The sequence below is a fragment of the Acidiferrobacteraceae bacterium genome (assembly GCA_037388825.1).
In the GTDB taxonomy this organism is placed as follows: Bacteria; Pseudomonadota; Gammaproteobacteria; order Acidiferrobacterales; family JAJDNE01; genus JARRJV01.
Genome location: JARRJV010000062.1, coordinates 1 through 9,095 on the forward strand (window position 1 = coordinate 1; position 9,095 = coordinate 9,095).

The following is a 9,095-nucleotide window of genomic DNA, read 5'->3' on the forward strand; positions in this document are numbered from 1 at the left end:
GGCTTGCTGCTAGCGCTCTGCGTGGCAGTCATCGTCCGGGAACGAAAGATGTTCTTCCAGCAGGCCTTTGCCCGCTCGGGACAAACAACGGCCTGACCCCCGGCCGAGGACCCGCCCCCCGAGAACCTTCCGGATGACACTCGTCGTCGCGGACCAGCAATTCCCTGTCAACGCGCTTCCTTGTCGGACGTTAGTAGGGATCTATACTGTCAATTCAGGGTTTTCTTGCCAAACCCGAATAATTTCCGAGAAATAAATGGGAGATCTCCAAATGTCGATCAGGGACTTTTCGCTTCGTACCCGCTGGCTGGGCACCGCCGCATTTGCAATATTGACATCCTTCCTGCTCGCCGGCTGCGGCGGCACCACCGGCGGCGGGGTCGGCACAGTCCACTATGCCCTGCCCAGTGTACCGACGACTGCAGTGTCCATCGATTCGAGCAGCAGCACCAACGTGACCAAGGACGCCCTGGGCGCTGCCACCGGAACCCTCGACAGCAGTGCCGCGGGCGTCTCCGGATTCACCAGGAGCAATAACACGGTCAAGCTCCACCTGAACGAAGCGGTAGCTTTGGCCAACAAGTTTGTGGCCAAGGGGGCTACGGCGGACATGCAGGGACTTACCGCTACGGTCAATTGCAGCACAACCGGAACGATCAAGGTCACCACTTCCGGCAATGACTGGAGAATCGATTTCAACAATTGCGGAGATCCGGCCCTGTATGTGACCGATGGATCCATCGCCGCCACCAATGTCCAGCGGACCGGCACCGCATCCTCGCCCCCCTTCAGCGTATCGGCCCACTACAGCTACGATCTGACATTTACCTACAACTCGGGCGCCACACAGATCGAAGAGATGGGCAAATTCGACATCAACTTCGGCGACGACGGCAGTAACATCCTCACCAGCGTCATCACCAATGGCGAGATGGGCATCGCCAACATCACCACCGGAAAGTCCATTGTTGTCAGCAACATCAATCGGACCCGTAGCTGCGACAGCTATGACTCGTCCACCTGGACCTGCACCGGCACCTTTTCCGAATACGGCGGCTATACCGTCGCGGGCGATGTCTGTGGCGGCTCCTTTACGGTGACCGTACCGTCGGCTTCGCCCATTACGGTAGACCTGGGCGCCGGTGCCCAGCATCCCTACTCGGGCATCATTCAGGTGGATGGGGCCCACAACTCGCAGCTGATCATCACCGTCAATGACGACGAGTTGGGCACCACCGGCGCGGCCTACGATCTGCACCTGGCGGGTGATCCTGATACCACCGATACAGTGGTTGTCGGTGGCGAGTGGTCGCTCGATGCGGATTGGGGCACGATCTGACCATCGCTGCTCGCAAGCGGAAAAAAGGCGCCACAAATGTGGCGCCTTTTTTCTTTCCCGGTAGGTCCCGTCAGTTCTTCGCACCCGTGCCGGAAGCAGCCGTTGGGATCTGTTCGCCTTGCCCGCCTTCATCTTCGGTGGCCGAAGATTCTTCGCGCGGTTCCTTCTTCGGGCGGTCCGGAAGCAGGACCCCGGTATAGAAGGGATCGCACTTCCCTGCCGCCAGCAGGGCCTTGGCGGATTTTGCCAGGGCATCGATCACCGGCCGGGTCAGGGTCAGGAGAATGTTCAGTTTCTCGATGCGTGGTGAGGCGATCGGACCGTCGATCGTCTGGCTGGCAATGGCACAACCGCGTTCATTCACCACGGCGATCCGCAACTTCTGAAACTGACGGTTCGGCAGATTCACACCGCCTTTCATTGCCAGCAGGTATTTCGGTGTTTCCAGGGCGACATCGCTGGCCCGCGCGATTCCATCGGCGATGGTCCAGCTTGAGTTCAGACGCAGGATCCGGTTGCGGGTCGTGCCCGACTTGCCGAACTCCAGGAATACGTTGGCGATATCCATTCCCTTGGTCGCGGTTGCGCCCAGCGGCCCGATAAAGAAATAGGCCGCGGCATCCACCAGATTGTATTGCTGCGACTTAATGGTTCGGGCAATCAGGGCGTCCAGATCCGTGGTCGTCAACTCCAGATCCGTACCTGTCAGCGCTACAGTGCCTTTGAGGGTTGCGGGCCAGGAAGCCGGATCGGCCCCCATGGCCGTCAGATCCCCGTCAAGATTAAGGTGGCCTTGGGCGAAGGGCTTGCGTCCGAGCAAGGCGGAGGACTCGCTGGCGTCGAAATGATGCAGGGAAAACTCCGCGTGAATGGAAGGTGTTCCTCCGGAATCATCCCACGTCGCCACAGCCTTGGCGATGCCTCCCAGGACCCTGGCCCGGGAAACCTCGATCACGAGTTTGCCGGAACGAAGGTGAAAACTCGCGTCGGTCGGGCCGATTTCCAGTTCGCGCAATTTCGCCTCCCGAAAATTCAGATAGGCCTTGAGTTCCAGATTTTGTTGAACGGCAGGCGTGGCGGCGGGTGCCTCTGACTGCAGCGGGTACAGGGCAACATTGAACTGGTGAATCGAGTACAGGACTTGGCCGGCAGAATCGGCGACATCGATGCTGCTGTTTCGCAACTCCACCTTGTTGGGCAGTCGTACGGCTGGTTTCGCTGCACCGTTTCCGCTTGCGCCCGGCTTTGCCACTGGCACGAGCGGAATCTGCGGAACTCCCCCTGCATCGACCACCAGGTGCAGCCTGACACCGTAGAGGTCCAGGGAACGAATAGACAGTTGCCGGTGCAATAACGACACCAGATCAAAGCTGGCCTGAAACTGCCGCACCGTAGCCAGATTCCGGCCATCCCGGGACAGCTCCACCTCCTGCAGGGCGGCGCCCGGCGTGGGCAAGAGCGTCGCGCTAATGACGCCCTTGATCTGTACCTTGTATCCGGTTGTCGTCGTCAGGAACTGCTCCAGTTGGGCCCGTTGGGTATTGAGCCAGATACTGGCGCCAAACTTGGCCGCCCAAAGCACGACCAAAAACACCAAAACCGGTATGACGACTCGTTTTCGGAGCAGCTTTTCGCGAATGTTGCTGGTACGCGGCATGGTCACCTTTTCCGAAGATGGGCCGGCGGACAGGTCGTATCTACACACTGGACAGCAGATGATCGTACAAATTCCCGATCGAGTGAACCGCCGATCGTCGCCGACTTCCGGGCCCCGATGATGGAGCAAGATCCGGGTGGCGCCATCCAGGTGATCATAGTAGCGTCGCCCACATGAACAGAATTGACGCCTGTCAATCGAATGACTACCAACGGGTGGAAAAGGCGATTGACTACATTCGCCAGAATCTTTCGCGACAGCCGGAGCTGGCGCAGATCGCGGCCCACGTCGGACTGAGCCCGTATCACTTCCAGCGTCTTTTCCGACGGTTCGCCGGCGTCAGTCCGAAACGGTTCCTGGAGTTCCTGACCGTCGGTGAGGCAAAACGTCTGCTCGCGCGCTCACACTCCATCCTGTCCGCCGCGGACGGAGTCGGACTCTCCGGGCCCGCCCGGCTCCACGACCAATTCGTATCCATCGAGGCCGCGACCCCGGGCGACTTCAAGCGCCACGGTGCGAACCTGACCATACGATACGGTTTTGGACCGAGCCCATTTGGAGAGGTGCTTGTGGCAAGTACAGCCCGCGGGATCTGCGCCCTTTCCTTCACGGATGTGGGCAACCGCAGTCGCGAGATTCAGGTGCTGCGAAGCGCCTGGCCTTTGGCCGGGTTCGCGCGCGACGATACACACGCGCGCACCACCGCGCAGAACCTCTTTGACACAGCCGGTTCCCACGCTCGCCCTGTGCACCTGGCAGTTCAGGGAACCAATTTCCAGATCCAGGTGTGGAATGCCCTGCTCCGGATCCCGGCCGGCGCGCTGGTTACCTACGGCGATATCGCCCGCTCAATCGGCAAGCCACGCGCGGCGCGTTCGGTGGCGTCGGCGATTGGCGCCAATGACGTCGGGTTCCTGATACCATGTCATCGGGTCATTCGTAGCAGCGGCGTCCTGGGTGAATATCGATGGGGGGAGTCGCGCAAGGCAGCCATCATCGCCTGGGAACAGGCTTCCACATTCACGGGCAACGAATGATCGCTCCCTCCCAAGGCAAAACCAGGCGATGCCGGTGGAATCAATAGGTGTAGAACCGAATACCAGGGCCCGCCAGATGGCGGGGCCGTCTCAGGCCAGACGGCGAAACCGGATCGCGGCGCGGATGGCGGCGATCAGCCCGCGCGAAAGCCATTCCAGATCCCACGGCATGCCACGGCGGCGCACATCGAGCAACAAGGCAATGCGGGGCTGGTCACTGGCGTTTCGGACCTCATGAGGAAAGGTATCGTCCCAAAGCAGGCTGTCACCGGAGCCGATACGGTAATCGACGCCGTCGATGGTCAACACCGTTTGTGGATGGCCTTCGGACGTGGCTGGAACACAAAGCCCGAGATAGTAACGAAGAATTCCGCGAAACGGTCCGCGGTGCCGTGGAATGTGCTTATGCGGGGCGAGAAAGGAATAAGTCGCCGATAGCACCTCGGGAGTGGATTCGAGCAGTGTCGCAAGGACAGGGGAACGCTCCAGATTCCGCGGGAACGGAACCCCATAGGCCTTGAGCACAAACACCCGCCAGTCGCGGCCATCATTGGCCGAGATGCTCTCCTGCTCCGCCATCAACTCATGGAACCGGGGGATACCCGTGATTTCTTCCGCAAGCCGCAGCGCCTCGTCCCGCAACGCCGGCCACGCGTCGACGTATCGCCGGGCGGAAGGAAATCGATCCATGACATCAAGGATGGCCGGGTCGGACAGACGCTTGTCGTAGATCCTGCGAATCAGGGCAGTTGCATGCTCGTAGGCGGTGCTCACGATCCCGAGCGGAAGATCGGTTCCGGTTCGGAATCCACCGCCTGAATCGACCAGGCCTCGCCGCCGTTGACGGCCAGAACCGCTCGGGACGCGGGCATGGATAGAATGGTAGTCACCCGTGTCTGTGCGTATTTTGCCAAAACACGGCTGTCGCCGGTTGATTCCAATACCGGTTTGCAGAAATAGAGCTGTACCTCCGTAGTCCTGACCGACAGGATCCGCAACAGGTGGGAAACGAAGGCGACGTCCCCAACGAAGGGCGCGATGTAGTCGCGACTTCCGTTTCTCCGGTAGCTCAACGCCACCGGTTGCACCTGAACCTTTGCCCGTTGCGCACTACGAAATAGGGCGCGATGAAAAGGCAGCACGCGGGAACCATCTGTCGTCGTCCCTTCCGGAAAGAGCGCTACATGCTTTCCCTGGCCAAGCCGGTCGGCGATCTCATTGGTCGCACGATTGAGACCCACCATGCTTCCGCGACGCAGGAACAGCGTCCCGGTCGCGGCCGACAGCCAACCAACAAGCGGCCACCGGCGCACATTGTCCTTGGAAAGAAAACTCATGGGTCGCACCGAGTTCAGCGCCACGATGTCGATCCATGAGACATGATTCGCGACCATTAATGCCGGCCCTGAAACCGGCTCACCGACAACGGTAATCCGCAGGCCCAGGATCCTGGCGACCCGGGACATCCAAGCCTGAATGATCTCTTCGCCCGGCTTGTCCAGAAACCATCGATTTCCGAACCGGATCCGCAAGTACGCTGCCGCGGCAAAACCGCCGGCGATAAAGGCGAACAACATTGTCGCCCGTCCGGACAGCTGAACCAGTCTTCTCATACCGAGTTTTGCTCGAGGAAATGCCGTGCATACCGGCGGGCAATGTGTTCACGCTTGACCAGCACAAACACGTCGGCAACGCCGAAATCCTCATCGAGACAGGGTTCGCCGCAGATCACGGCACCCTGGCGCAGGTAGGCCTTGAGCAGGGTCGGTACGATGGCTTCGACGCTTGCTTCCCCCTTCCGGGGTCCGAGAGGAACACGGGGTTCGACGCGTAGCTGCTCCGGTGCAAAGTGGTGCGCACGCAGGAAGTCGGCCACGCCGTACACATAGCTCATGCCTCCCTCGATGGGGATACTCGCGCACCCAAAGAGGTAGTCGATGTCGTCCACCATGGTGAAACGCGCCAGCCCCTGCCACAGGACCGGCAGCGCCGCGCCGCGCCGATAGTCGCTGTGGATGCAGGTCCGCCCGATCTCGAGAAATCTGCCGCCGAGGGCATGAATTGCGCCGATATCGAACTCGGTCTCGGAATAAAATCCGCCGGCCCTGGCCGCGCCGTCGTTGTCCAGCAGGCGAGTGGTTGCAACCGCCTCGCCGGTCCGGACATCCCGCACCAGCAGGTGATAGCAGAACGGGTCAAAGCGATCGTGATCGAGGTCATCCGTGGAATGCAGGTCCGCGCCCATCTCTTGTGCGAAGACCCGGTAGCGCAAACGCTGACATTCGCGGATCTCTTCGGGGCTGTGGGCAACGGAGACGGCGTAACGATTGGCGCGGCCAGCTTCCGGCTCCGCGGGACGGGTTCTGCGCAGGGATGATGTCGGCAAGATCGCAATCCTCGTGATTGACTCACGGCGGACTTTAGCGACCCCGTTTGACGATTCAGTTACGTTGGTATGTCGGGAATATGAAGCTTCGAACCCGTGCCCGGGACCTAGGGGCTGACCCTTCCGGCCGTGGCGCTTGAGCGAACGGCCTCCCGCTCTCCAACCGCTTCGTACCATTGCTTCAGGTTTGGATAGGTATCGAGGTCGATTTCGCCCACATCTTCCACTACCGTCAACCACGGCCACAGGATCATGTCGGCGATGGAATAGGTTCCGGCAAGATAATCACGATCGCCCAATTGCCTTTCGAGCACCGCGAAGTAGCGGATCAGTTTGTCGCGATAGCGCTGGAGCACTGCATCGGACATTTCGTCCGAGGCATACACCATATAATGGTATAGCTCCCCCATCACCGGCCCCACATTCGCGGCCTCGAACAATAGCCATTTCATCACGTCCGCACGATCACCGCTGTCCTGGGGCAGAAACTGTCCGGACTTCTCCGCAAGGTAGTACAGCACCGCCGCCGATTCGAAAACGGCCGTCCCGTTGTCCTCGTCGACAATGGCCGGCACGGTCCCGTTTGGGCTGATGGCCAGGTATTCCTCCGTCGCATTGGCGTCGCTATGCTTCTCCAGGGCCCGGACCGTATAGGGGAGACTGGTCTCTTCCAGCATGATCAGGGCCTTGCGGATGTTGGGACTGATGCTCATCAAGGTATAGAGGGTGATCATCGTTCTGATTTCCTGATGTAATGGGTCGAGACCCGGATCCTGGGTCGTTTTTTGGGCGTGATTGTACGATCAATCGGGCGATGTGCGAAATGGCGCAGTCACACGATCGTCAATGCTTGCGATCCAAACTAGGTATTGCGTGCGGCGAGGCGATGCTTGGCAAAAATCGCTGCCAGGGAGGCGAGAAACAGTCCAATCAACGGTCCGACGACCGGGAGCACCAACAAATCTCCGGGCGAGCCCGCCGTTGTCGCGCCATACAGCACACTGGCGTAGAGGTAATACTTGATCGCCATGCCCAGAAACGTCGCGGGCACGAAGTGTCCAACTGGACATTCGAGCAGGCCGGAACTGTAGTTGATCACAGAATGGGGAAACCCCGGCAAGATGCGCATGGCGAAGATAGTAAAGAAATGGTCGTGGTCATGGAGCACACGATACGCACGGGAGCTCTGGACACGCTGAATCCAGGCCTCGCTCACACGTTCCGAAAAGTAGTATGCACCCACTCCACCGATGGTTCCGCCAATGGATAGGACAAGGGCCGCGTTAGTGGGCGGGTACAGGGGCGCGGCAACCCACAGCACGCAAGATCCAGGCAAGGCGAACATATACAGGATGACCTGCAGGTACCAACCAAACATCATAACCCGAGTAGCCTGTCAGTGCATATCCACCATCATTAGCTTCAACCAACGAAAAAGCTGCATCATATTCGGATCCTCCATAAGTTTGAGACCATGAAATGGTGCCATCCGCGTCAGTTTTAACCAGCCAAAAATCATCCTGTTTAAAAAGAACAGATTCTGTGGTGCCTGCTATGGCGTATCCGCCATCAGAAGTCTCAACCAAAGAATAAGCTCTATCATTGTTGGATCCTCCATACGTTTGACTCCACAATGTAGCAGCCTGAACCGAACCAAAAGGCACAATAGTACCTAACGCTGAAAACAAAAGTGCCATCATGAAAGCCGCCGCTAACACTTTCAACCAAAGCACCAAACAATACTACGTTAAACACCCACTTATCTTTTGCGGAAAAAAGGGAGTTACGAGGGAGATATCTCCACACTATAGGGATGCAATTCCCATCCCCAGCTCTTTCGTTATTTTGATACTCATTCATCTTCTTCAGGTTGGCTGAATTCCGTGGGAAGTTAAAGAAGTGCGCATTATGTCTCGTAATCCCGCATGTGTTCAAGGATTACTTTGTCTTTGATTGTGATTGTACAGAGTTTGTGATGTTTCTTGATTTTGCCGTAATCACTCATTAAAACGCTATATTCGTATTTTGCTACAAGGTCTCCAACCGCGTATTCAGCGTTCTTATAATAACTGTCTGACTGGTGATTCAGCGTTTCATTGTATTTGTCTGAATATTTTAGTATCTGTGATGGTTCATTCTGTTTTTCATGTTTCCATACTGCGTTATGTGAATAACTAGGCACTATTTCGTTTTCTGGAAGTATGAACCCGTTATCATACATTACTTTTGCAACTGGGGGCAGTTCTTTATGAAGTTCAAACATGGAGCATATTATGGCAAAATCGGTTTTACCAATAACATTTTCGTCTCTGAATTCCATTAATTTCTTCACGCAATCATAAGCCGTGTCAGAATCTGCAAACTCAAGCGTTGTAAAAAAACCAAGTTTAATCGATTTCACATTAAACACCCAAATCTGCTTCAACAGCCAAATTTAAAAGGTTTGCAGTCCGATTCCCAACTCCAAAGACTACTCTTTCCTTGGGACATAGCAGAAGTTCTATTTTCATCGGATTCATCCAGGCCACAGAGGTTTTAACCAGTTTTAACATGGCTAAGAACGAACGTTTCTTCACCTAAAGATTTTTGCATGAGATCCTTAACGGCTACATTTAGGTTGCCTTAATAGTAAGGTCTAACAATCTTCTCAACGAACTCAGTGAGCAAAGCCGCCGA

Annotated in this window: 10 protein-coding genes; 2 read left to right on the forward strand and 8 right to left on the reverse strand. The window is 57.1% G+C overall.

Annotated features, from left to right (window positions below; translation table 11 throughout):
* Positions 1 to 271 precede the first annotated feature (271 nt).
* A complete protein-coding gene (locus P8X48_10560) occupies positions 272 to 1,339 on the forward strand; it encodes a hypothetical protein (GenBank protein ID MEJ2107746.1) in 1,068 nt (355 codons plus the stop codon).
* Between the two features lie 70 nt (positions 1,340 to 1,409).
* Here the strand turns inward: P8X48_10560 and P8X48_10565 are convergent, their stop codons facing one another.
* Positions 1,410 to 2,996, reverse strand: coding sequence for an AsmA family protein (locus P8X48_10565; GenBank protein MEJ2107747.1), 1,587 nt, complete (start codon positions 2,994 to 2,996; stop codon positions 1,410 to 1,412).
* Between the two features lie 173 nt (positions 2,997 to 3,169).
* Between P8X48_10565 and P8X48_10570 the strand changes: the two genes are divergently transcribed.
* Positions 3,170 to 4,033: a methylated-DNA--[protein]-cysteine S-methyltransferase gene (locus P8X48_10570; GenBank protein MEJ2107748.1), complete on the forward strand. Its 864-nt coding sequence runs from the start codon at positions 3,170 to 3,172 to the stop codon at positions 4,031 to 4,033.
* A 90-nt stretch (positions 4,034 to 4,123) separates the two neighbouring features.
* On the opposite strand, the gene P8X48_10575 is transcribed toward P8X48_10570, so the two are convergent.
* From P8X48_10575 to P8X48_10605, 7 genes are all read right to left on the reverse strand, one after another.
* The gene (locus tag P8X48_10575; GenBank protein MEJ2107749.1) at positions 4,124 to 4,807 is read right to left on the reverse strand and encodes an aspartyl/asparaginyl beta-hydroxylase domain-containing protein; all 684 of its coding nucleotides are present in this window, start codon (positions 4,805 to 4,807) and stop codon (positions 4,124 to 4,126) included.
* Positions 4,804 to 5,646 (reverse strand): lysophospholipid acyltransferase family protein, encoded by an 843-nt coding sequence (locus P8X48_10580; protein ID MEJ2107750.1) that lies wholly within the window; start codon positions 5,644 to 5,646, stop codon positions 4,804 to 4,806. Before P8X48_10580 ends, P8X48_10575 begins: the two co-directional genes overlap by 4 nt.
* Positions 5,643 to 6,419, reverse strand: coding sequence for a GNAT family N-acyltransferase (locus tag P8X48_10585; protein MEJ2107751.1), 777 nt, complete (start codon positions 6,417 to 6,419; stop codon positions 5,643 to 5,645). Before P8X48_10585 ends, P8X48_10580 begins: the two co-directional genes overlap by 4 nt.
* A 107-nt stretch (positions 6,420 to 6,526) precedes the next feature.
* The gene (locus P8X48_10590) at positions 6,527 to 7,153 is read right to left on the reverse strand and encodes a glutathione S-transferase family protein (protein MEJ2107752.1); all 627 of its coding nucleotides are present in this window, start codon (positions 7,151 to 7,153) and stop codon (positions 6,527 to 6,529) included.
* 128 nt (positions 7,154 to 7,281) lie between these two features.
* Complete coding sequence (locus P8X48_10595; protein ID MEJ2107753.1) at positions 7,282 to 7,740, reverse strand: VTT domain-containing protein; 459 nt, start codon at positions 7,738 to 7,740, stop codon at positions 7,282 to 7,284.
* A complete protein-coding gene (locus tag P8X48_10600; protein ID MEJ2107754.1) occupies positions 7,703 to 8,119 on the reverse strand; it encodes a hypothetical protein in 417 nt (138 codons plus the stop codon). The genes P8X48_10595 and P8X48_10600 overlap by 38 nt, the downstream gene beginning before the upstream one ends.
* 206 nt (positions 8,120 to 8,325) lie before the next feature.
* Positions 8,326 to 8,820, reverse strand: coding sequence for a hypothetical protein (locus tag P8X48_10605; protein MEJ2107755.1), 495 nt, complete (start codon positions 8,818 to 8,820; stop codon positions 8,326 to 8,328).
* Positions 8,821 to 9,095 lie beyond the last annotated feature (275 nt).